Genomic DNA, 22,315 nt, shown 5'->3' with positions numbered 1-22,315 from the left:
CAGCCCATCAGCAGATCAGGATCAGCGGCTGGAGACCCATACCGTGTCCTGTTCGCGACGGATGACGAAGCGCGCGTCCCGCTGCAGGAATGCCTGCAGCGCTGCGACCCGGTGCGCCTCCAGGCTGCCCGACAGGCGCGCCGCCCGCGCCGCGTCATCGGTCACCCGTACCTGCACCTGGTTGTGCCGGTTGAACGCAGCAGCCACCTCGTCCAGGCGCTCATCACGGAACGACACCCGGCGCTGCTGCCAGTCCAGCAGCATGGACATCGGTATTTCCAGCGGCTGCACCGCATGGCTGAGATGATCGACCTGCACCACCCGCCCGGCGGGCAGCTGCGCCAGCCGGCGTTGCCCGTCACCGGCGGTCCAGACCTCCACCTCGCCGGATACCACGCCGATGCGCGTGCTCTGCAACCGGCGCGACACATCGAACACGGTGCCGATGTCACGGATCTGCAGATCACCGACCCGTACCTCGAAGGGCCGGCGATCCGCTGCGATATCAAATGTGGCCTCGCCCTGCAGCAGTTCGACGCGGCGGCTGAACCAGCCAATCTTCACCCGCAGACGGCTGTCTGCATTCAGCCGCACCTGCGTCTGGTCAGCCAGCAGCACCTCACGCAGTTGCCCGTGCCCGGCGACCAGCATCTGTTCGCGCGGCATCAGCCACGGCAGCAGACCGGCCACCAGCAACAGTCCGCACGCCACCGCAGCCACCCGCCTCCAGAGCGGCCGGCGCGTTCGTGTTGCAACCACGGCGCGCGGCGCGGGCACGGGCGCGGCAAACAAGGGCACCACTTTCGCCGTTGCCGGCAGCATCGGCAGCACTTCCCTGCTTCCCTGTTCCTGCGGGTGCACCGACATCGCCGCGCCCACCTGCCGGTGCAGATGCAGGACATGCAGGTACGCGCGCACGTGCTCGGGCGAGCCCTTCATCCACGCCATGAACCCGGCGCGCTGCGCAGCGCTCAGGTCACCCTCGCGGTTGCACAGGAACCAGTGCGCAGCCTGTTCGGCCACCTCGTCATCCATCGCTGCAGGCTCCTGCTGGTTCATCCGTCCTTCCCGGCGCCCAGCGCCTTCCTGCAGGCTTCCAGCCCCTTGCCGATGTGCTTGCGCACCATGTGCACCGACACGTCCAGCTGCGCCCCCACCTGATGGCAATCCAGTCCTTCGCGGTAGTGCAGCTCCATCACCCGCCGCGTCGTGGGCGGCAGTTGCGCGATGGCGCCACGGATTCCGCTCCAGCGCTGCGCCCGCTCGAAATCAGCCTCGATGTCCTCTTCGCTGCTGAGTACCTCGGCCAGCAGGTCGACGTCCTCGATCTGCGGCAGGCCGGAGCGCGAGCGTGCCTGTTCACGGGCCAGGTTGGCTGCCACCGCGAACAGATAGGCTTCAGTGTTCTCGATCGCCGCGGCGTCTTCGCCGGTGCTGCGCAGCAGGCGCAGGTAGACCTCCTGCGCCAGATCCTCGGCATCGGCAGCCTGTGAACCACGCCGAAGGAAGAAGCCACGCAGCAGGCGGCGCCGCAGGGCGTAGCTCTTCTCCCAGATCCTGACGCTGTTCACAACCGACCAACCACCCCGAGGCTGGAAAACCCAGCAGGGTGCACACCGACGATGACACCCGCATTGCAGCGCCGCAGGGCAAAGCGCAGGTTCGCGCAGACCCAACCCTCACCTGTCTACCGGCCAACCCATGCGCCGCCTACGCTTGTCTCCCCGGCAGCCACCAAGGCTGCCCCCGCGCCACGGCCCTGCCGGCGCGACTCCGCTCCAGAGCTGTCGCCCTGCCGGCGGTGTCGCGCAGATGCCGGCCGGCGCTCTCTGGAGACGCAGCATGAACCAGGCACACTTCCCTCTCGACACCGATCCGCAGGAAACCCGCGAATGGCGCGAGTCCCTGCACGCGGTGATCGAGGCTGGCGGCCGCCCCCGCGCGCACTATCTGCTGGACCAGCTCGATGCACTCGATGTGCAGCAGCATGGCGACCTGCACACCCGCGCGTGGACCGCCTACACCAACACGATTCCCCCCGAACGCCAGCCCGCCTACCCGGGTGACCTGGCCATCGAGCGTCGGTTGAACGCGATGATCCGCTGGAACGCCATGGTGATGGTGTTGCGCGCCGGCAGGCATTCCAACGTCGGCGGCCACATCGCCACTTACCAGTCCGCAGCGGTCATGTATGACGTGGGCTTCGATCACTTCTTCCGTGGCCGTACCGACACCTTCGACGGCGACATGATCTACATCCAGGGCCATTCCGCGCCGGGCATCTATGGCCGTGCGTTCGTGGAAGGCCGCATCAGTGCCGAGCGCATGGACAACTTCCGCCGAGAGGCTGGGCGCGAGGGCTTGTCTTCGTACCCGCACCCGCGATTGATGCCGGAGTTCTGGCAGTTTCCCACCGTATCGATGGGCCTGGGTCCGCTGACCGCCGCCTACCAGGCGCGCTTTATGCGCTACCTGGAATACCGCGGCTTGAAGCAGCACCAGGGCCGCAAGGTCTGGGCCTTCCTCGGTGATGGCGAAATGGACCAGCCGGAATCGCTGGCGGCCATCTCGCTGGCCGGGCGCGAGCGACTGGACAACCTGGTGTTCGTGGTCAACTGCAACCTGCAACGCCTGGACGGACCAGTGCGCGGCAACGCCAAGGTGATCCAGGAACTGGAAGGCACCTTCCGTGCCGCCGGCTGGAACGTGATCAAGGTGATCTGGGGCGGTGGCTGGGACGAGCTGCTGGCACGCGATCACAGCGGGCTGCTGCGCCAGCGCATGATGGAATGCGTCGATGGCGACTACCAGACGTTCAAATCACAGAACGGTGCCTATGTGCGCGAACACTTCTTCGGTCGCTACCCGGAACTGCTGGCGCTGGTCGCGGACATGAGCGACGACGAGATCTGGGCGCTGGCGCGTGGTGGCCACGACCCGCAGAAGGTGTACGCCGCCTACCAGCAGGCGGTGAACACCAGCGGCCGGCCGACCGTGGTGCTGGCCAAGACGGTGAAGGGCTTCGGCATGGGCGAGGCCGGCGAAGGCCAGAACATCAATCACCAGTTGAAGAAGATGAGCGCCGATGCGGTGCGCGCCTTCCGCGACCGTTTCGATCTGCCGATCAGCGATGAACAACTGGAAGAGATGCCGTACCTGCGCCCGCAACCGGGCAGCCCGGAGGCGATCTACTTCGCGCAGCGTCGCCAGGCGCAGGGTGGCCAGCTGCCGGCACGACTGGCACAGGTCGATCCGCTGCCGCTGCCGCCGCTGTCCACGTTCAACGTCCAGCTGCAGGGCAGTGGTGATCGCGGCCAGTCCACCACCATGGGCTTCGTGCGCATCCTCTCCACCCTGCTCAAGGACCCCGAGCTGGGCAGTCTGGTGATCCCGATCGTGCCCGATGAATCACGCACCTTCGGCATGGAAGGCCTGTTCCGCCAGATCGGCATCCATTCTTACCTCGGCCAGTTGTACACGCCGCAGGATGCTGGCCAGCTGAGCTATTACAAGGAAGCCAAGGATGGCCAGATCCTGCAGGAAGGCATCAACGAATCCGGCGCGATCTGTTCGTGGATCGCCGCCGGTACCGCGTACGCCAACCACGGCCTGGCCACGATTCCGTTCTACATCTTCTATTCGATGTTCGGCCTGCAGCGCGTCGGCGACCTGGCCTGGGCAGCGGCCGACGCGCGCACCCGTGGCTTCCTGCTTGGCGCCACCTCGGGCCGCACCACGCTGATGGGCGAAGGCCTGCAGCACGACGATGGCCACAGCCACGTGCTGTCTTCGGTGATTCCCAGCTGCGTGTCCTATGACCCGACCTACAATTTCGAGCTGGCGGTGATCATCCACGACGGCCTGCGCCGCATGTATGTGGAGCAGGAAGACATCTACTACTACATCACCCTGCTCAACGAGAACTACCCGCACCCGGCCCTGCCCGACGGCGCCGAAGCCGGCATCCTGAAGGGCCTCTATCTGCTGCGCCGCGCCGCGATCGATACGGTTGCGCAGCCGCGCGTGCAGTTGATGGGCAGTGGCTCGATCCTGCGCGAGGTGCTGGCCGCCGCCGATCTTCTGCAGCAGGATTTCGGTATCGGCAGCGATGTCTGGAGCGCCACCAGCCTGACCGAACTGCGCCGCGACGGCCTGGCCGTCGAGCGCTGGAATCTGCTGCACCCGGCCGACGAGCCGCGCGTTCCCTACGTGCAGCAGTGCCTGCAGGACCATGCCGGCCCGGTGGTGGTGGCGGCCGATTACATGAAGATCGTCGGCGACCAGATCCGCCCCTTCATCAACGATCGTCGCTTCATCGCACTCGGCACCGATGGCTTTGGTCGCTCGGATACACGCGAATCGCTGCGGACGTTCTTCGAGGTCGATCGCTACTTCATCGTGCTGGCGGCACTGAAGGCCCTGGCCGACGACGGACATGTCGAACGGAACCTGCTGCAGCAGGCAATCGACCGCTACGGGATCGATACCGGCAAGCGCGATCCCGCCGCCGCATGACAGCGCAGCAACGGCATCCGCAGAGCGCGCCTCTGCGGGTGTCGCTGCACTACACCGCTACGGCAACCGCTTGAACAGGTTGGTCTGCAGGATCGGCGTGCCGTCATGAGCGAAGAACGCCTTGGTTTCGGTCATCGTTGAACGGTCAGCGGCCACCGTATACACACGGGTGGACGCCGGCGCACCGTGATCGACCAGCTGCATCACCAGCGTATTCGGCGCTGGCAGTTTCAGCGTCGCCTGGTTGGCGCCGTAGCTGCCGGTCAGCGCCGCGGGCGTGCCGTCCAGCGCCAGCGTACCGTCGGATTTCATCGTCTTGCCATCCTGCAGGACGATATCCACGTGCGAGCTCCACCTGCCCGCGCCGGCATCCTTGAATTCCAGCACGACCCGTTGCGGACGCTGTGCTTCAGGCAGCGCGGACGTGGCGATATCCAGCGACCAGCGGCCCAGCAGCGGCGAGGACTTCGAGCTTTCAGCCAGCGCAGGCATCGCCTGCAGCAGGGCCACGGACAGCAACGCGGCGGACAACAGCTTCATGCGAGGCTCCGTTCGAGTGAGGAAGGTGCTGCAGGTGCGTTGTGGGGTACCCGCAAAAGCCGATGCTGCGCGCCAACGTCCGGTCGTGCAAGCGCTGGCCGATGTCCCCCTACCCTCCGTCTTGTGACGCTGAAGAGTTACGTTATAACATTTCACATTCTTTTCACGGAGTGTGTCATGCGTCGTCACCTGCTTGCTGCAGCCATCCTGTTCGTCGTCCACAACGTCCATGCCAGCGACGGCCCCACCCTGCCCACCGTCCGGGTCGAGGCAAGCAAGCCCTCCCGGATCGACAGCATCGTCACCGTCGAGACCCCGCAGGCCCAGAACCGCACCCTCGGCGGCATGCTTGAACATGTCTCCGGCGTGCAGAACAGCGCCTTCGGGCCCAACGCCGGCGCACCGGTCATCCGCAGCCTCAGCGGCAACCGCGTGCAGATCCTGGAGGACGGCCAGTCCATCCTCGGCATGAACGCCTTCAGCGGCGACATCAACATTCCGTTCGATCCGCTGTTCGTGCGCAGCGTCACCGTCAACAAATCCTCCGATACCGTCCGCTATGGCGGCAACGCCATCGGCGGCAGCGTCGACGTCGATTCCGGTCTGATCTCGCGCACGATGGAGGACAAGGACCAGTCGATGGAACTGGTCCTGCGCAAAGGTTTCAACGCGGCCGATGCGCAGGGCTTCCGCATGAACTTCAACAACCAGCGGAATGTGTCGACGAACCTGCAGGTCTCGCGGCAACGCATCTCGTACTACGACATTCCCGGCAACAGCAAGGCCAGCGTCTGCAACACCCGGCTGTTCCCGGCCACCGGTGGTGTCAATTCGGCACTGGCCGACAGCTGCCAGAAGGAAGCGCGCGTCCAGCAGCTCTACAACAAGGCCTCGCAACCCTACATCGACCAGTTCATGACCGAGAACCCCGATTGGGCCGATGGTGATTTTTCCTTCTACACCAACAGTCCGACCTCGGTCTGGCAGCGCCGCACCTACATCAATCCGGTCAATCCGGCCTATGTCGCCGGCACGCCTTCTTACGTACAGAAACAGATCAACAACGATGTGACCCCCGATTACCACCATCGGCTGGGCAACAGCTACTCACGCAGTTCGCAGGTGGCACTCGGCTCGACCTGGTTCTTCGATCGCGGTTACGTCGGCGTCAGCATCGATGCCAAGGACAGCGAATACGGTGTGCCGGGCTTCTCGATGCAGAACCTGTCCTTCGGCGCGAACCCTGCCGACGGCCTGCCGGTGGGCGTGGTGATCAAGCAGCAGCGCTACGCCCTGGAAGCATTGCTGCGGGACCCACTGCCGTACGTCGAACGTGCCGAACTGCGGGTTTCAAATCTGGACAACACCTCGGGCGAGCGCCTGGGCTCGACCAGGGCCAACGACTACGACTTCCAGAGCACCCAGGCCGAACTGCTGCTGGCACATCAACCCGTCGGGCCGCTCAGCGGCGTGCTCGGTCTGAGCCATCAGGCGCGCGACGTCACCGGCAGCGGCACGCTGCGCTACCTGCCTGATGTGGAAACGCGCAGCAACGCCGTATTCCTGAAGGAAACCCTCGACGTCGGCTGGGTTTCCTTCGATGCCGGTGTCCGCCATGAACGCGTGGACCATGACCTGCAGCCCAGCCGCTTCAAGACCTCGCGCAATGCTGCCAACACCACGCTGCAGGACCGCTCCTATCGCCTCAACAGTTACAGCCTGGGTTCGTATGTCGAACTCGGCCCGCTGTTCGCCGCCAAGGTGCGCTATTCGTCTTCGCAGCGCGCACCGGAGATCAACGAGCTGTATGCCAGCAACGCGCACTATTCGGTGATGACCCAGGAAGAAGGCAACCAGAACCTGCAGCCGGAACGCGCGAAGAACCTGGAGCTGACCGGACTGTTCCACCTTGGCGGCTTCGCGCTGTCAGCCACCGCCTACCGGATGAAGTACGACAACTACCTCTACCAGGGCCACTCCGGCATGCAGATGGCCAACCGCCTGCCACTGAAGTACTGGAAGCAGACCGACACCACGGTGAAGGGATTCGAGATCGATGCCTCGCAGGCGCTCGACCTTGGCGGCTACGGAACATTGAATCTGTCCGCCTTCGCCGACCTGGTCAGGAACCAGGCCGATCGCCCGGACACGCTGCGCGCGCACAACGACGGCGAGTACCTGCCGAACATGCCGACCAACCGCTATGGCGCCACCCTGCAATGGCAGCGCGACAGCTGGAAGCTACAAGTCTCCAGCACCTATTACGACAAGCAGAAGTACCTGGGCCGCAACGTCAGCGAAGAGATTCCGCTGGATGCATTCAACCTGGTCGATCTGCAGGTCAGCCGCGAACTACCGGTGCGCAATGCTTACATCGCGGGGATGGAGGTGTTCGTCAACGGCAGCAACCTTCTGGATGACGACGCCCGCCCACACAACTCGCCGTTGAAGTACATCGCACCGCTGCCCGGTCGCGGGTTCCAGGTCGGCGTGACCGTAAGGCTTTAAGGGACCGGAAAAGAAAAACGCCTGCAGATCGAGGATCTGCAGGCGCTTCTTTGTATCTGGCGGAGCGAGAGGGATTCGAACCCTCGATAGAGCTTTTGACCCTATACTCCCTTAGCAGGGGAGCCCCTTCAGCCGCTCGGGCATCGCTCCGGGGTTTTCTCCGCGTCTGGTGCGTTGCACCTCAGCGGGGCGTGAATCATAACGTTAATCACGCGCGAAGGTAAAGCCTTATTCCGCAGAATTTTCACCACCGGTGCTGCCGGCTTCGTCACCACGCTGGATGCGCTGGTAGATCTCTTCGCGATGCACAGCGACGTCCTTCGGCGCAGTGATGCCGATACGCACCTGGTTACCCTTGACGCCAAGCACGGTGACGCTCACCGAGTCACCGATCATCAGGGTTTCGCCGACGCGGCGAGTCAGGATCAACATTTTTTTAAGTCTCCATGGAACCGTGTGGAAGGGTATCCCCCACCGGCTTGACGCTCCGTCAAGAAGCGCGCCCACGACAAAGGGAAAAGATTCGCAATGGTACCGTCAGCCGTCCCGCTCCTACAAGGAGGGGGGACGGCAGGGGTTCATCACAGGCGGGGGCTGACCCATTCGACGACCGCAGCCAGCGCGGTGGCAAGGGCGGGCCCGTCCTCGCCACCACCCTGGGCGAGGTCCGGGCGTCCGCCGCCCTTGCCCCCGATCTGACCGGCGATATGGGACAACAGTTCCCCGGCCTTGACCTTGCCCATTGCACTGCCGTTCACGCCCGCGACCAGGGCTGCCTTGCCGTCCTGGGCACCGGCCAGCACGATCACCGCGTTGCCCAGCTGCTGCTTCAGGCGGTCCATGGCATCGCGCAGGGCCTTGGCATCGAAGCCTTCCAGGCGGACAGCGAGGACCTTCACGCCGGCGACCTCGACGGCCTGGCCGGACAGATCCGCCGTGGCGCCGGCAGCGACCTTGGCCTTCACGGCCTCCAGCTCGCGCTCCAGCTGCTTCTGGCGCAGGCCCAGCGCACGGATCTTTTCGACCACGTCGGCAGCGCTGCCACCCAGCAGTTCCGCGGCCTCGGCCAGGCGCGCCTCCTCGGCATCCACGTAGTCCAGCGCGCCCTGGCCGGTGACGGCCTCGATACGACGCACGCCGGCCGATACGCCGCCCTCGGAGGTGATCTTGAACAGACCGATGTCACCGGTCCGGTTGACGTGGGTACCACCACACAGCTCGGTGGAGTAGTCACCCATCTTCAGCACGCGCACGTTCTCGCCGTACTTCTCGCCGAACAGGGCCATCGCGCCGAAGTCCAGCGCTTCCTGCATGCCCATGTTGTGCACTTCGGCGGCATTGTTGGCGCGCACCTGCTGGTTGACCTTGCGCTCGATGATCGCCAGTTCCTCGGCGCTGATCGGCTGGAAATGCGAGAAGTCGAAGCGCAGGCGGTCCGGCGCCACCAGCGAGCCCTTCTGCTGCACGTGGGTGCCCAGCACTTCGCGCAGGGCAGCATGCAGCAGGTGGGTGGCCGAGTGGTTGAGGATGGTGGCGCCACGGCGCTCGCCATCGACCTGGCCGGACAGCACATCACCGATCTTCAGGCTGCCCTGGGTGAGCTTGCCGACGTGGCCATGGAACTGGCCCGCGAACTTCTGGGTGTCGCTCACCTGCATCTGCACGCCGGCAGCGGACAAGGTGCCGGTGTCACCGACCTGGCCGCCGGACTCGGCGTAGAACGGGGTCTGGCTGGTCAGCACGATGACCTCGTCACCGGCCTGGGCAGCGTCCACCGGGCGGCCATCCTTGAGGATCGCGACCACGTTGAGGCCATCGGCCTGCAGGCGGTCATAGCCGAGGAAGACGGTGGGCTTGAGCGTGGCGACCAGATCGGCCGACAGCGTCACGCCACCGCCGAACTTGCCGGCCGCACGCGCGGTCTCGCGCTGCGTCTCCATCGCGGCGTTGAAGCCGTCGATGTCCACGGTCAGGTCACGCTCGCGGGCGATGTCCTGGGTCAGGTCGAGCGGGAAGCCGTAGGTGTCGTACAGGCGGAACGCGTCCACGCCCGGGATCACGCCATTGCTGACCTTGGCCGCAACGTCGTCGAAGATCTTCATGCCCGAATCGAGGGTTTCGGCGAAACGCTCTTCTTCGGCCTGCAGTGCGCGCACGACGGTATCGGCCTGCGCCGGCAGTTCCGGATAGGCCTCGCCCATCTGCTCGACCAGGGTCGGCACCAGCTTGCTGAAGAACGGCTGGCGCACGCCCAGCATCCAGCCATGTCGCAGCGCGCGGCGGATGATCCGGCGCAGCACATAGCCGCGGCCTTCGTTGGACGGCAGCACGCCATCGACGATCAGGAACGAACAGGCGCGGATGTGGTCGGCGATCACCCGCAGCGACTTGTTTTCCAGATCGGCGGTGCCGGTCAGCTCCGATGCCTTGCGGATCAGCGCCTGGAACAGGTCGATCTCGTAGTTGGTATGCACGTGCTGCAGGATCGCGGCCAGGCGTTCCAGGCCCATGCCGGTATCCACGCACGGCGCCGGCAGCGGCATCAGCGTGCCGTCCTGCTGGCGATCGAACTGCATGAAGACCAAGTTCCAGATCTCGATGAAACGGTCGCCATCTTCGTCCGGCGAGCCCGGCGGGCCACCGGCGATATGGTCACCATGGTCGTAGAAGACCTCGGTGCAGGGACCGCACGGACCGGTATCGGCCATCTGCCAGAAGTTGTCCGAGGCGAACGGCGCACCCTTGTTGTCGCCGATGCGAACGATACGTTCTTCCGGAATGCCGATCATGTCGCGCCACAGCGCGTAGGCCTCGTCGTCGGTCTGGTAGACCGTGACCAGCAGGCGCTCGGCCGGCAGCTTCCAGACCTGGGTCAGCAGCTCCCAGGCCCAGGCGATCGCATCCTTCTTGAAGTAATCGCCGAAGGACCAGTTGCCCAGCATTTCGAAGAAGGTGTGATGGCGGGCGGTGTAGCCCACCTGGTCGAGATCGTTGTGCTTGCCACCGGCACGCAGGCAGCGCTGGACGTCGGCCGCGCGCACGTAGCTGCGCTTTTCCGCGCCCAGGAACACGTCCTTGAACTGCACCATGCCGGAGTTGGTGAACAGCAGGGTCGGATCGTTGCCCGGCACCAGCGGCGCCGACGGCACGATGGTGTGGCCTTTGCCCTTGAAGAACTCAAGGAAGTCGCTGCGGATCTGGGATGTCGTGAATTTGGCGGATGCGTTCATGGGGGCTGGCAGTCTGCGGGCCGGGGCCCGTGCCGCCGGCCGCAGTGGCCAGGGTCGAACGGACCGCCGAAACCCCAAAGGGTATCAGGCCCGGCGCCATCAGTCTCAGTCGTCCGGATCGTAACGGGTCGCACGGCGGATGCTGTCGCCATCAAAGCCCCGGCGAGCCAGCAGATCGGCGGCCTTGCGACGCTGCGCCAGGTCCTGCGGGCCAGCCTCACCGAAGCGGCGACGGACCAGATCCCGGGCGTTCTCCGTCCAGTCGCCTTCAAAGGTCTCCATGGCGGCAGCGATCTGCTCGCTGTCCAGTCCATGGGTGCCCAGTTCGGCACGCACATGGATGGGGCCGTAGCCGGTATTGGCGCGCATGCGCACCAGATTCTCGGCAAACCGGGTGTCGTCCTGCCAACCAGCCTCGGTCAGCTTGTCGACCGCGGCCTGCGCCGCCTCGCCCTCGATACCCCGGGAGGTCAGCTTGCGGGTCAATTCCTTGCGCGAATGCTCACGCCGCACCAGCAACCCCAGGGCACGCTGGACGGGCGTCTGTTCGCGTACGCGGCGCTTGCGGCCGGGTTCCGGGGCGTCGGAATCGTTCATGCTCGCCTTCAATCAAATGCGCCGTCCCTGGCGCGTCCCCCGTCGGGGAAACCGAATCTGCAGGACAGGGCGACGTCACTGACGGCGCCGCCCTGCCCCACAGCAAGTCTTACTCGTCGTCGCCTTCGTCTTCGCCTTCCTCACGGACGGCTTCGGTCGGCTGGAACTTTTCGCGCAGCTCGGCCTCGAGCTTGGCGGCAACCTGCGGGTTGTCGCGCAGATAGCCACGGGCGTTGTCCTTGCCCTGGCCGATGCGCTCTTCGCCGTAGCTGTACCAGGCACCGGCCTTCTCGACCAGCTTGGCCTCCACGCCCATATCGATCAGTTCGCCTTCGCGGCTGATGCCTTCGCCGTACAGGATCTCGGTGATGACCTGCTTGAATGGCGGCGCCAGCTTGTTCTTGACGACCTTGATCTTGGTCTGGTTGCCGATGATCTCGTCGCCCTTCTTGATCGCACCGATACGGCGGATGTCCAGGCGCACCGAGGCATAGAACTTCAGCGCGTTGCCGCCGGTGGTCACTTCCGGGCTCTGGCCCGGCATCATCACACCGATCTTCATGCGCAGCTGGTTGATGAACACCACCAGCGTGTTGGAACGCTTGATGTTGCCGGTCAGCTTGCGCAGCGCCTGGCTCATCAGGCGAGCCTGCAGGCCCGGCAGCTGGTCGCCCATCTCGCCTTCGATTTCGGCCTTCGGGGTCAACGCGGCGACCGAGTCGACCACCAGGATGTCCACCGAGCCGGAGCGGACCAGCATGTCGGCGATTTCAAGCGCCTGCTCACCGGTATCCGGCTGCGACAGCAGCAGATCGTCGACGTTGACGCCCAGCTTGCCAGCGTAGATCGGGTCCAGCGCATGCTCGGCATCGATGAAGGCCGCCGTACCACCCAGCTTCTGGCACTCGGCGATGGCCTGCAGGGTCAAGGTGGTCTTGCCGGAGGATTCCGGTCCGTAGATTTCCACCACGCGGCCCTTGGGCAGACCACCAATGCCCAATGCGATATCCAGCATCAGAGAACCGGTCGGAATCGCCTCGACAGGCTCGACCACACGGTCGCCCATGCGCATCACCGAGCCCTTGCCGAACTGCTTTTCGATCTGGCCCAGAGCTGCAGCGAGGGCGCGCTTCTTGTTCTCGTCCATCGGATTGGTCCTTGCAGAGGTCACGTCGTTGGAGGTGCTGTCTTTGGAAGTCTTCTTGGCCATGGGTTCACTTTAAGGCTGGCGTATCGCACAGGCTGAGATTCTGCCCGGCGTTCGGAAAAAAATTATCGGACATCCGTACCAACCTCAGCAGAACCAGAGAATCGCCACAAAAGACCGCGGGAAATGCAGGGTGAATCGTCAACGGTTCGGTCGCAGCAGCCCGCAGTACAGGCCCTCGATCGAGAAATCCTGGTCCGGAAGCACGTCAATCGGCTTGTAGTCGGGATTGCGGGGCAACAGGCGGATCCGGTCCTTGGCGATCTTCAACAGCTTGACGGTGATCTCGTCATCGATGCGCGCCACCACGATCTGCCCGGAATGGGCGTCGCGGGTGCGGTGCACGCCGATCAGGTCGCCATCGAAGATGCCTTCGTCGATCATTGAATCGCCCTGCACTTTCAGCAGGTAGTCCGGCGCCGGCGAGAAGAACACCCGGTCCAGGACCACGAAATCATCCGAGCCGATGTCGGCGCCGATCGGCAGACCCGCCGCGACCCGACCCAGGATCGGCAGCCGCAGGACACTGTCGGGCAGGCCCGGCTCGGCGAGCTTTTCCACCGGTGGCGCCTGCACCAGGCGGATGCCGCGGGCCTGGCCCGGTACACGACGGATCGCCCCGGCCTGCTCCAGCGCCTCCAGGTGGTACTGCGCTGCTCGCACCCCCTTGAAGCCGAAGGCACGTGCGATTTCAGTCTGCGACGGCGGTGCGCCTTCGCTCTCGATACGCTCGGCGATCAACTGCAGGATCGCCTGCTGGGTGTCGGTCAGGTCCATGGTTAGTAGTATTACTACTAACATCCGGGACTGCAAGTGCCGGGGGCGATTGCGGGAAGCGCGAATACCGCCGGGCATGGCCCGGCGCTACCGGGAATGCGACGTGACGGGTCGGGGGTGGCGGAAGCGAAAGCAGCCGACCAGCGGGCGGCTCTACAGGAATCGCTGCGCGACTCCGCGGTTCCCGGCGGGAATCACCGCGGCAAGCGCACTACGTGTGCTTGCCGCTGCGCCAGATCGAGAACAGGATCCACACCCCGCACAACCCCGCGCCGATGAAACCGCACACGCCCAGCGCCAGCAGCCAGCGGCTGGAGACGCCGCCTACGCTGTGCATCACGATGGAGGAGCCGATGATCAGGGCCGCAGTGACGATGCCCATCACCATCCGGTTCGCGGCGCGATTGACCTGGTCGCCGAAGCCCTGCAGCGCGCTGGTCTCGACCTTCAGCTGCAGGCGGCCCCGGCGCGCAGCCTGCACCAGCTTGCGCAGATCCCGCGGCAGTTCACCGGCAAAGTCGATCATGCCCAGCAGACTGCGGCGGCCACGCCTGAACAGCGCCCGCGGCGCATAACGCTGCAGTACCACCCGCTCCAGGAACGGGCGCGCGGCGCTGGCCATGTCGAAATCCGGGTCCAACTGGCGGCCCATGCCCTCCAGGGTCAGGAAGGCCTTGATCATCAATGCCAGATCCGCCGGCAGGGTCAGGTTGTAGCTGCGCAGCAGCTGGGTGATGTCGCCCAGCATCAGGCCGATGCGCAGGTCCTTCAGCGGCACGCCACGGTACTGGTCGACGAACAGGCTGATGTCGTGCTGCAACCGGTTCTCGTCCACTTCGACGCCACCCGCCCAGTCCAGCAGCACATCGGCCACGCCCTGCGGGTCCTGTTCCACCAGACCATGCAGCAGCTGCGCGACCTGGAAGCGGCGCACCTCCGACAAGGCGCCGACCATGCCGAAATCGATCACGCCGATGCGGCCATCGCGCAGGTAGATGATGTTGCCCGGGTGCGGATCGGCGTGGAAGCTGCCGTCCTCCAGCACCATCTTCAATACGATGTCGGCACCGCGCCGGGCCAGTTCACGGCGGTCGAGGCCGGCCGCATCGACACCGGCCAGATCACGCCCCGCAATGCCGTCGACGAAGTCCTGCACGTTCAGGCTTTCGCAGGTCCATTGCCAGTGCACCGCCGGAATCAGGATGTCGTCCCGCCCCTCGAAGTTGCGCGCGATGCGCTCGGCATTGCGGCACTCCGCGGCGAAATCCAGCTCGCGCCGCAGCGACACGGTGAACTGCTGCACCACCTCGGCGGGCCGGTAGCGGCGCAGATCCGGCAGGCGGGCTTCGACGATCTCGGCCAGCCGTGCCAGCAACCGCAGGTCGGCTTCAACCACGTCACGGATACCGGGGCGACGCACCTTCAGCACCACTTCGCGGCCATCGCGCAGCCGCGCACGATGGGCCTGGGCCAACGAAGCAGCGGCCATCGGGGTTTCATCAAGGAAGGCGAACACCTGCGACGGCGGTGCACCGAGATCGGCCTCCAGCTGTTCGCGGATGTTTTCGTAGGGCAATGCAGGGACCGCGTTCTGCAACTCGGAGAGTTCGGCGATCCAGTCCGGCGGCAGCAGGTCGACGCGGGTGGCGAGCACCTGGCCCAGCTTCACGAAGGTCGGTCCGAGTTCCTGCAGGGCGCTGCGCACGCGCACCGGCGCGGTCATCCGCAGCATCTCCTGCCGCTCCTCGTTCCAGTGCAGCAGGCGGCCGGTACGTTCCAGCACCGTGGCCAGGCCGATGCGCCGCACGACGTCGCCGAAGCCGTAGCGGATCAGGACGGCGGCGATTTCCTGCAGCCTACCAAGGTCACGGACGGTGCCCAGCGTCTCCCACATCGTTGCCTACTCCGGTTGATTGCCGGAGCAGCATGTCACAGCTGGGCGTCGATACCGTGCAATGCCGCCGCTACGGTCTGCCGGCGGATGGCTTCGCGGTCACCGTCGAACTGGAACAGCTCGGCACGCGCATAGCCGCCGCGGCGCTTCCAGCCGATCCAGACACTGCCGACCGGCTTGTCCGGGCTACCACCGCCCGGACCTGCGATGCCGGTGACCGCCACCGCGATGCCGGCGCCGGAATTGACCAGCGCCCCGGACACCATCTCCAGCACGGCTTCACGGCTGACGGCACCGAACTGTTCCAGCGTCTGCGCGCGCACGCCGAGCAGGCGCTGCTTGGCTTCGTAGCTGTAAACCACCATGCCGCAATCGAAGAACGCCGAGGAACCGGCGATGTCGGTCATGCACTTGGCGATCCAGCCACCGCTGCAGCTTTCAGCAGTCACCAGTTGCAGCGAAGCCTGCTGCAGGCGCTGGCCCAGCGCAGCGGCCTGGGCGTTGAGTTCGGCGTCGGTCGGGAAGGCCATCGGGGTAGCTGAAAGGTGAAGAACCCGCACGTTGTACCGCAGATCGCAAGGTGGTGTCGCGGCACGGGCCCGCGGGAGCTGCCGGCCAGCGGCCGGCACTACCTCACCATTCGGGCAGCTTTTCCGGCAGCAGGGCCCGGATCGGCTCGCCATCGGCGCTGGCCGCCAGCTTCTCGGCCTCGGCGATGGGAAGATCGACCTGCAACAGCCAGCCCTCGTCATCAGCCTGTTCACTGCGGACCACCTCCAGCTGGTGCAGGCGCGCGCGCAGGCGGCCGGCGCTGGGCGGCAGGCGCAGCTCGCCGGTGACGTGCTGCAGCCCCAAGCGCTTGCCGAGCACGGCCTGCAACAGCTCGATGCCCTGCCCGTCGCGTGCGGAAATCCACACCCGCTCACGCCGCGATTCATCCAGCACGCCGTCCTGGCCGTCGTGGCGCACGTCGGCACCCTCGATGCGGTCGATCTTGTTGAACACCAGCAACTGCGGCAGGTCGCCGGCACCGACGGCGGTCAGCACTTCGTCGACCTGGGCGATGCGCTCCTCGCGGTGCGGATCGGCGGCATCGACAAGGTGCAGCAGGAAATCCGCTTCCCGCGCTTCGGACAGGGTCGAGCGAAAGGCCGCCACCAGGTCATGCGGCAGGTCGCGTACGAAACCCACCGTATCGGCCAGCACCACGTTGCCACCGGGCACGGCTATCCGGCGCACGGTCGGATCCAGGGTGGCGAACAGCTGGTCAGCCGCATAGGCCTCGGCGCCGGTCATCGCATTGAACAAGGTCGATTTGCCGGCATTGGTGTAGCCCACCAGGGCGACGCGCGGCAATTCGCTGCGCACCCGCGCACGGCGCATCTGGGTGCGCTGTACTTCGACTTTTTCCAGCCGCTTCTGCAGCTGTTCAACCCGCTTCTGCAGCAGGCGACGATCGGTTTCCAGCTGGGTTTCACCCGGGCCGCGCAGACCGATCGAACCACCACGCTGGCGCTCCAGATGGGTCCAGCCACGCACCAGGCGGGTCGCCATATGGCGCAGCTGGGCCAGCTCGACCTGCAGCTTGCCTTCATGGCTGCGCGCACGCTGGGCAAAGATGTCCAGGATCAGACCGGTACGGTCGATCACCCGGCGCTCCAGGAAACGTTCCAGATTGCGTTCCTGGCCCGGGCTCAACGCGTGGTTGACCAGGATAAGATCTGCGCCGGTTGCTTCGGCGGCGGCCTTGATCTCATCCAGCTTGCCGCTGCCGAGCAGGGTCGATGGATTGGGGCGATCCAGGCGCGCGGTGATGGTCACCGCGATGCTGGCCCCAGCCGAGCGGGCCAGATCACCGAATTCTTCCAGCACATCGTCTTCCAGCTTGCCGAAATGCGGCTGGATCAACAGGGCGTGTTCGCCCTTTTTCGAGCGGTCAAACATTCACCGCTCCAACATCATTCGTCTGCTTCATCACCCGCCTGACCATCCTCACCTGATTGCACGTACCCACCACCCGGGCCGACCTTGACGTTGCGCGCCGGCACCACGGTGGAAATGGCGTGCTTGTAGACCATCTGACTGACGGTGTTGCGCAGCAGGACCACGAACTGATCGAACGATTCGATCGTGCCCTGCAGCTTGATGCCGTTGACCAGGTACACCGAAACCGGCACGCGTTCGCGCCGCAGTGCATTCAAGAAAGGATCCTGCAGCGATTGCCCCTTGGACATTGCACACTCCTGATTATTGTTCTTATTGGTAGCCGGCGGTTGCCGCGGCCCCCGAGCCGCTTGCCGGCCCATGATGGTACACGGCCAGCGTCGGTTCAGCGTGCAACGAAGGTCGACACCGCGCCTGCCAGGCGCTCCCCATCCATATGGGGGTCGAACCAGCGTGCATCAAGCTCGCCGCGCAGCCAGGTCAGCTGGCGCTTGGCCAGTTGCCGGGTGGCGAAAATGGACTTGTCACGGAAGCGGGCCTGGTCACCCTCGCCCTCCAGGTACTCCCAGGCCTGGCGATACCCCACCGCGCGGACGGCCGGGAGGTCCAGCGGCGCGGCGACCGCCTGCATGTCCGGCAACGCACGCAGGGCGCGCACTTCGTCGAGAAAGCCGTGGGCGAGCATGGCGTCGAAGCGGGCCTCGATGCGCTGGTGCAGCACGGCGCGGTCGCGCGGCGCCAGAATCAGCTTCAACGTACGCACCGGCAACGGGGCGACGCCGGGGCGGCGCTGCCATTCACTGATCGGCGTGCCGGTCAGGCGGTAGACCTCCAGCGCCCGCTGGATGCGTTGCGGGTCGGTGGCATGGATGCGCGCGGCGGCGGCGGGATCAACCGTGGCCAGTTCGGCGTGCAGGGCCGCCCAGCCACGCTCGGCGGCCTCGGCGCTCAACGCGTCGCGCATCGCCGGATCGGCCTCCGGCATCGGCGACAACCCCTGCAGCAGCGCACGGAAGTACAAGCCCGTGCCGCCGGCCAGGATCGGCGTCTTGCCCCGGGCAACGATGTCGGCCACCACGCGGCCGGCATCGGCAGCGAACTCGGCGGCCGAATAGCTCTGCCAGGGATCGCGCAGGTCCAGCAGGTGGTGCGGCGCCTGCGCACGTTCGCCGGCATCAGGCTTGGCCGAACCGATATCCAGCCCGCGATAGACCAGCGCCGAATCGACGCTGACGATTTCGCCATCCAGCCGCTGCGCCAGCGCGATCGCGGTGGCGGTCTTGCCGCTGGCAGTCGGCCCCATCACGGCGATCGCCAGCGGCCGCTGATCGACGGCCATCAGTCTTCGTCCGGCCAGCGGAGGCTCGGTTTGGCATCCACCCGGACAGCAGGCACCGCGTCGACCGCCTGCCAGACTTTCAACGCATCGACCGTCGCTGCCACATCGTGCACGCGCACGATACGGGCACCGCGCTGCACGGCGATGACGTGTGCGGCCACCGACGCAGCGACCCGCTCTGCCGGTGACTCGCGCCCGGTCAGCTCGCCCAGGCTGCGTTTGCGCGACAGTCCGGCCAGCATCGGCACACCCAGCTCGAGAAAACGCTCGGAACGGGCCAACAGGGTGATGTTGTGCGCGGTGGTCTTGCCGAAGCCGAAGCCGAGGTCGATCAGCAGATTCTTCTTGGCGATGCCGGCCATCTCGGCGGCGAACAGGCGCTGCACCAGGAAGCCATGGACCTCGGTGACGACATCGTCGTACTGCGGGTCGGCCTGCATGTGGCCCGGCTCGCCCTGCATGTGCATCAGCACCACCGGCACGCCAGTGTCTGCCGCGGCCTGCAGCGCACCGTCCTGGCGCAGGCCGAAGATGTCATTGATCATCCCGGCGCCTGCAGCCACTGCGGCACGCATCACCTCCGGCTTGAAGGTGTCGATGCTGATCGGCACCGATGTACGCGCCGCCAGCTGCTCGATGACCGGCACGACCCGACGCAGCTCTTCGTCGATCGACACCGGCGCCGCGCCCGGGCGGGTGGATTCGCCGCCGATGTCGAGCAGGTCGGCGCCCTCCTCCACCAGCTTCAGGCCATGCGCGACTGCTGCTTCGGTAGTGTCATGGGCACCGCCGTCGGAGAACGAATCGGGGGTGACGTTGACGATCCCCATGACCCGGGCACGGTCCAGGCGCAGGATGCGGCCGGCGCAATCGAGCTGGGGAGAGATATCGAACATGGCAGATCCTGCGGGCAACGAAGGGTAGTTTACGGCGGCAGGGCGGCGCCCTGCACCCGCAGAGGCCAGGTCTGGAGCAACAGCAACAGCGGGTTTTCGTGGGATGGCGGGGCACTGTGGGTTTGCGGGGACGCCGTGAATCCGTCCATGGAGGCTTGGTCGCCGCATCCATGCGGCTCACACCCCGCAAACCCACAGTGCCCTGCCTTCGACAGTTTTCCGGCGGCCAGTAGATCCACGCCATGCGTGGATGAATCTCCAGCGGAATCGAACATCTCGACAATTGAACGAAGAGCATCCACGCATGGCGTGGATCTACGTGTCGACCAAGGTCGACACCTACCAACAGCAGCCCAACAGCAGCGGGGAATCGTCGAAGGCGGGGCGGTGTCGGATTGCGGGGTGTCCGCGGCATGGGCCCGAGGCATGCCTCGGGCGGGTTGGGCAGGACGCCCAACCCCGGTCTTGCCGTGTGCGCAGGACAGCGCACACGAGCAAGCCGCGGCCAAGCCCCCATGGACGGGTTTACGGCGTCCCCGCAATCCGACACCGCCCCGCCATCCCCAGGAAGCCCAGCTCTTGCCGTTGCTTCGGCGGTCGCTGTGGCCTCTGCGGTTGCAGGGCGCAGCCCTGCCGCAGAACCCTACTTGCGCCGACGCTTCCGGTCCACGTACAGCGTCTTGATGATGCTCAGCAGGATGCCCACCGCGATACCCACGCCACAGCCCAGCAGCAGATTGTCCACGGTCAGGCCGACAGCGACGCCGACCACGGTGGCGATCACCATCTCGGCAGTGTGGGAAATCGGTTCAGGCGTGGGGGCGGACATGCGGACTCCAGCGGACGGTCGGGATCGGATGGGCCGGGGCCCGGAAACAACAAGGCCGGGTTGCCCCGGCCTCGTCTTGCATTGCGTACGGCAGGCCGTCAGATCGATTCGGCCGGACCGGCGATCGGCGGCAGCGGACGGGCGTCGCCACCCTTGTCATTGCCGCCATCGTCCTTGCTCGACTTGGTCCAACCCATCGGCGGCGGCGGATCGCGGCCTTCCATGATGGCGTCGATCTGCGGCGCGTCGATGGTTTCGTACTGCAGCAGCAGCTGGGTCATCGCATGCAGCTTGTCGACGTTGGCGGTCAGCAGCTCGGTGGTCCGGGCATAGGCCTTGTCCAGGATGCTGCGCACTTCCTCATCGATGCGGCGCGCCGTGTCGTTGGACACGCTCTTGTGCTGGGTGACCGAACGGCCGAGGAACACTTCATCGTCCTCTTCACCGTAGGCGATCGGTCCCAGGGTCTCCGACAGGCCCCACTTGGTGACCATGTTGCGGGCCATCTTGGTAGCACGCTCGATGTCGTTGGAGGCACCGGTGGTGACCTTGTCCGGCCCGAAGATCAGCTCTTCGGCGACGCGACCGCCATACAGCGAGCACAGCTGCGAGTTGATCGCCACGCGGTTGATCGAGTACTTGTCGCCTTCCGGCAGGTACATGGTCACACCCAGCGCACGGCCGCGCGGGATGATGGTGACCTTGTAGACCGGATCGTGCTCGGGCACCAGGCGACCGACGATGGCGTGACCGGCTTCGTGGTAGGCGGTGAGGGTCTTCTCCTCCTCGCTCATGGCCATCGAGCGGCGCTCGGCACCCATCAGGATCTTGTCGCGGGCACGATCGAAGTGGTCCATGCGGACCTCCTTCTCGTTGCCACGGGCGGCGAACAGGGCGGCCTCGTTGCAGAGGTTGGCCAGGTCGGCACCGGAGAAGCCCGGGGTACCACGCGCGATCACCATCGGCACGACGTCGTCGGCCAGCGGCAGCTTGCGCATGTGCACCTTGAGGATGTGCTCGCGGCCCTTCACGTCCGGCAGACCGACCACCACCTGGCGGTCGAAGCGGCCCGGACGCAGCAGCGCCGGGTCCAGCACGTCCGGACGGTTGGTCGCGGCGATCACGATCACGCCTTCGCCGCCTTCGAAACCATCCATCTCGACCAGCAGCTGGTTCAGGGTCTGCTCGCGCTCGTCATGACCGCCGCCCAGGCCGGCACCACGGTGACGGCCGACGGCGTCGATTTCATCGATGAAGATGATGCACGGCGCGTGCTTCTTGGCCTGCTCGAACATGTCGCGCACACGGCTGGCACCGACGCCGACGAACATTTCCACGAAGTCCGAACCGGAAATCGAGAAGAACGGCACCTTGGCTTCGCCAGCGATGGCCTTGGCCAGCAGCGTCTTGCCGGTACCCGGCGGGCCGACCATCAGCACGCCGCGCGGAATCTTGCCGCCGAGCTTGGTGAACTTGGACGGGTCACGCAGGAAGTCGACCAGTTCGCCGACTTCTTCCTTGGCCTCGTCGCAGCCGGCAACGTCGGCGAAGGTGACCTTGATCTGGTCTTCGCCCTGCAGCTTGGCGCGCGACTTACCGAAGGACATCGCGCCCTTGGCACCGCCGCCACCGCCCTGCATCTGCCGCATGATGAACAACCAGAAGCCGATGATCAGGATGACCGGCAGGAAATTCATCAGGATCGCGCCGAGGGAGATGCCGCTGGACGGCTCTTCCTGCACGATCTCGACGTTCTTGGTGCGCAGCACGTTGATCAGGTCGCGATCGAACGGCGCGGTGATGGTGGACGACTGTCCACCACGGGTGGTGTAGGTGATCTGGCTGGTACCGCCGCGCGTATCGCCGCCGAAGGCGACCTTCTGCACGTTGCCGGTATCCACCTGGTCCAGGAACTGCGAGTACGAAGCGCCCTGCGCCCCGGCCCCCGAGGTCTTGGGCGAGAAGCTCTGGAAGACCACCATCAGCACGACGGCGACGACCACCCATAGCAGGAGGTTCTTGGTCAAGTCGTTCATCCT

The 22,315-nt window shown here is 65.6% G+C and carries 18 protein-coding genes and 1 tRNA gene; 2 read left to right on the top strand and 17 right to left on the bottom strand.

Going from position 1 to position 22,315, the window contains the following annotated elements; all coding sequences use genetic code 11:
• Positions 1 to 21: 21 nt before the first annotated feature.
• Together AC13GI_RS02305 and AC13GI_RS02300 are read right to left on the bottom strand one after the other, a co-directional pair.
• Entirely contained in the window at positions 22 to 1,059 is a 1,038-nt protein-coding gene (locus AC13GI_RS02305; protein ID WP_482995365.1) for a FecR family protein, read from the bottom strand.
• Positions 1,056 to 1,571: an RNA polymerase sigma factor gene (locus AC13GI_RS02300; protein WP_482995364.1), complete on the bottom strand. Its 516-nt coding sequence runs from the start codon at positions 1,569 to 1,571 to the stop codon at positions 1,056 to 1,058. The genes AC13GI_RS02305 and AC13GI_RS02300 overlap by 4 nt, the downstream gene beginning before the upstream one ends.
• Positions 1,572 to 1,842: 271 nt before the next feature.
• Here AC13GI_RS02300 and aceE point away from each other — a divergent pair, with 271 nt between their 5' ends.
• On the top strand, positions 1,843 to 4,515 hold the full coding sequence (aceE, locus tag AC13GI_RS02295; protein WP_482995363.1) for a pyruvate dehydrogenase (acetyl-transferring), homodimeric type: 2,673 nt from the start codon (positions 1,843 to 1,845) through the stop codon (positions 4,513 to 4,515).
• A 57-nt stretch (positions 4,516 to 4,572) separates the two neighbouring features.
• Here aceE and AC13GI_RS02290 read toward each other — a convergent pair whose 3' ends face one another.
• Entirely contained in the window at positions 4,573 to 5,055 is a 483-nt protein-coding gene (locus AC13GI_RS02290) for a LuxR family transcriptional regulator (protein ID WP_099820109.1), read from the bottom strand.
• 177 nt (positions 5,056 to 5,232) lie between these two features.
• Between AC13GI_RS02290 and AC13GI_RS02285 the strand changes: the two genes are divergently transcribed.
• Positions 5,233 to 7,563 carry a TonB-dependent receptor domain-containing protein gene (locus tag AC13GI_RS02285; protein WP_482995362.1) on the top strand — a complete coding sequence of 777 codons (2,331 nt, stop codon included), beginning with the start codon at positions 5,233 to 5,235 and terminating at the stop codon, positions 7,561 to 7,563.
• Between the two features lie 57 nt (positions 7,564 to 7,620).
• On the opposite strand, the gene AC13GI_RS02280 is transcribed toward AC13GI_RS02285, so the two are convergent.
• From AC13GI_RS02280 to ftsH, 14 genes are all read right to left on the bottom strand, one after another.
• A tRNA-Ser gene (locus tag AC13GI_RS02280) sits at positions 7,621 to 7,713 on the bottom strand.
• A 78-nt stretch (positions 7,714 to 7,791) separates the two neighbouring features.
• A complete protein-coding gene (gene csrA, locus AC13GI_RS02275) occupies positions 7,792 to 7,995 on the bottom strand; it encodes a carbon storage regulator CsrA (RefSeq protein WP_025878924.1) in 204 nt (67 codons plus the stop codon).
• Positions 7,996 to 8,144: 149 nt separating this feature from the next.
• Positions 8,145 to 10,793, bottom strand: a complete 2,649-nt coding sequence (alaS, locus tag AC13GI_RS02270; protein WP_482995361.1) for an alanine--tRNA ligase — start codon at positions 10,791 to 10,793, stop codon at positions 8,145 to 8,147.
• Positions 10,794 to 10,898: 105 nt separating this feature from the next.
• A complete protein-coding gene (recX, locus tag AC13GI_RS02265; RefSeq protein ID WP_099820106.1) occupies positions 10,899 to 11,390 on the bottom strand; it encodes a recombination regulator RecX in 492 nt (163 codons plus the stop codon).
• A 109-nt stretch (positions 11,391 to 11,499) separates the two neighbouring features.
• Positions 11,500 to 12,537, bottom strand: coding sequence for a recombinase RecA (gene recA / locus AC13GI_RS02260; protein WP_025878921.1), 1,038 nt, complete (start codon positions 12,535 to 12,537; stop codon positions 11,500 to 11,502).
• 201 nt (positions 12,538 to 12,738) lie between these two features.
• Complete coding sequence (lexA, locus tag AC13GI_RS02255; RefSeq protein WP_025878920.1) at positions 12,739 to 13,374, bottom strand: transcriptional repressor LexA; 636 nt, start codon at positions 13,372 to 13,374, stop codon at positions 12,739 to 12,741.
• A 211-nt stretch (positions 13,375 to 13,585) separates the two neighbouring features.
• Positions 13,586 to 15,268 (bottom strand): 2-polyprenylphenol 6-hydroxylase, encoded by a 1,683-nt coding sequence (gene ubiB / locus AC13GI_RS02250; protein WP_482995360.1) that lies wholly within the window; start codon positions 15,266 to 15,268, stop codon positions 13,586 to 13,588.
• Positions 15,269 to 15,303: 35 nt separating this feature from the next.
• A complete protein-coding gene (locus AC13GI_RS02245; RefSeq protein WP_025878918.1) occupies positions 15,304 to 15,798 on the bottom strand; it encodes a CinA family protein in 495 nt (164 codons plus the stop codon).
• Positions 15,799 to 15,901: 103 nt separating this feature from the next.
• Positions 15,902 to 17,212 (bottom strand): ribosome rescue GTPase HflX, encoded by a 1,311-nt coding sequence (gene hflX, locus AC13GI_RS02240; RefSeq protein WP_482995359.1) that lies wholly within the window; start codon positions 17,210 to 17,212, stop codon positions 15,902 to 15,904.
• A 14-nt stretch (positions 17,213 to 17,226) separates the two neighbouring features.
• Positions 17,227 to 17,502 (bottom strand): RNA chaperone Hfq, encoded by a 276-nt coding sequence (hfq, locus tag AC13GI_RS02235; protein WP_025878916.1) that lies wholly within the window; start codon positions 17,500 to 17,502, stop codon positions 17,227 to 17,229.
• Positions 17,503 to 17,597: 95 nt separating this feature from the next.
• Complete coding sequence (gene miaA, locus AC13GI_RS02230) at positions 17,598 to 18,551, bottom strand: tRNA (adenosine(37)-N6)-dimethylallyltransferase MiaA (RefSeq protein WP_482995358.1); 954 nt, start codon at positions 18,549 to 18,551, stop codon at positions 17,598 to 17,600.
• A complete protein-coding gene (gene folP / locus AC13GI_RS02225; protein ID WP_482995357.1) occupies positions 18,551 to 19,447 on the bottom strand; it encodes a dihydropteroate synthase in 897 nt (298 codons plus the stop codon). Before folP ends, miaA begins: the two co-directional genes overlap by 1 nt.
• A gap of 643 nt (positions 19,448 to 20,090) precedes the next feature.
• A complete protein-coding gene (locus AC13GI_RS02220; RefSeq protein WP_482995356.1) occupies positions 20,091 to 20,276 on the bottom strand; it encodes a hypothetical protein in 186 nt (61 codons plus the stop codon).
• A gap of 98 nt (positions 20,277 to 20,374) precedes the next feature.
• A complete protein-coding gene (ftsH, locus tag AC13GI_RS02215) occupies positions 20,375 to 22,312 on the bottom strand; it encodes an ATP-dependent zinc metalloprotease FtsH (RefSeq protein WP_162292006.1) in 1,938 nt (645 codons plus the stop codon).
• Positions 22,313 to 22,315: the final 3 nt, after the last annotated feature.

This window comes from Stenotrophomonas sp. 82F1, assembly GCF_056861525.1.
The sequence above is the reverse complement of the archived record's forward strand: the minus strand, read 5'-3'. Positions and strand labels throughout refer to the sequence as shown.